Raw genomic sequence first — 1,505 nt, forward strand, 5'->3', positions numbered from 1 at the left:
TGGTGTGATCAAGATGGTCATGGCCATGCGGCGCGGGGAACTGCCGCGGACACTGCACGTCGATGCGCCCAGTATCAAGGTCGATTGGTCCGAAGGTCAGGTGCGGTTGCTCACCGAGCCGGTGGCGTGGCCGGACGCGGGTCGGCCGCGTCGTGCGGGTGTGTCCTCGTTCGGTATCAGCGGCACCAACGCGCACGTCATCGTCGAGCAGGCCCCGGAGACCGACTCGCGACCGGCAACCACGACGGCGCCGGCCGGTGGCGTGCTGCCGTGGGTGGTATCGGCGCGCACGGGTGCGGCGCTCGCCGACCAGGCCCGGCGGCTGGCATCCCATCTCGCCGACCGTGAATACGAGTCGGCCGATATCGGCTTCTCCCTCGCGACGAGGATGGCGTTCGACCACCGTGCGGTGGTGTTGTCGTCCGAGCGCGAGGGCCTGCGGGCCGGAATCCGAGCGCTGGGCCGCGGCGAGCCGGCGCCCGGTGTGGTGTCCGGTCGGGTGGTGCCGGGTTCGACGGGTGTGGTGTTCTCGGGGCAGGGTGCGCAGTGGGCCGGTATGGCGTCCGAGTTGCACGGTGTATACCCGGTGTTCGCCGAGCATTTCGACGCGATCGTGGATGGGCTGGAATCTGCTCTGGGGCAGTCTGTTTCGCTGTCGGATGCGTTGGCCGACGGGGATCTGGTCGATCGGACAGTGTTCGCGCAGGCGGGTTTGTTCGCGTTCGAGGTGGCGCTCTTCAGGCTGCTGGAGTCGTGGGGTGTGCGGGCGGATGTGGTGGCGGGTCATTCGATCGGTGAGGTCGCTGCTGCGCATATCGCGGGTGTGTTGTCGCTCCAGGATGCGTGCGTGTTGGTCGCGGCGCGTGGTCGTTTGATGCAGGCGTTGCCGGCGGGTGGGGCGATGGTCGCGGTGGGCGCGTCCGAAGCCGACGTGCTGGCGCTGGTGGATTCCGGTGCGGTGGCGGCCGGTGACGTGTCGATCGCGGCGGTGAACGGCCCGTCCTCGGTGGTGCTGTCCGGCGTGGAAGCCGCTGTGGTGGCGGTCGCGGGGCGCTGTGCGGAAAAGGGCTGGCGCACACATCGTTTGCGGGTGTCGCATGCCTTCCATTCGGCGTTGATGGAGCCGATGCTGGACGAATTCGCGGCGGCGATAGCTGGTTTGGCGTTCGGTCGGCCGACTGTGCCGTTGGTGTCGACGGTGACCGGCGCGAAGGTGACCGACGAGATGTCGGTCCCGTCGTATTGGGTGCGCCAGGTTCGGGATTCGGTGCGATTCGCCGATGCGGTGGCGGCGATGGCGGAGTCGGGGGTGTCTCGTTTCGCCGAGGTCGGACCGGATGCCGTGCTGGCCCCGATGGTCACCCAGACCCTCGACGCCGCGTCCCCGGTGGTGGTGGCGCCCGCCCGCCGGCACCGAGCGGATGCGTCGACCCTGACGGCCGGACTGGCGACGCTGTTCGTCACCGGCGCCGACGTCGACTGGGGCGCCTTCTACTCGGGAACCG

Annotated in this window: 1 protein-coding gene; it reads left to right on the forward strand. The window is 69.3% G+C overall.

The genetic code is table 11. The features are described 5' to 3' along the window. Positions 1 to 1,505, forward strand: a 1,505-nt coding sequence (locus tag ACGF5C_RS34505) for an acyltransferase domain-containing protein (protein ID WP_393308574.1), incomplete at both ends; no start/stop codon positions are given.

Origin of the sequence: Micromonospora sp. NPDC047620 (assembly GCF_043205005.1) — a bacterium.
GTDB lineage: Bacteria > Actinomycetota > Actinomycetes > Mycobacteriales > Micromonosporaceae > Micromonospora.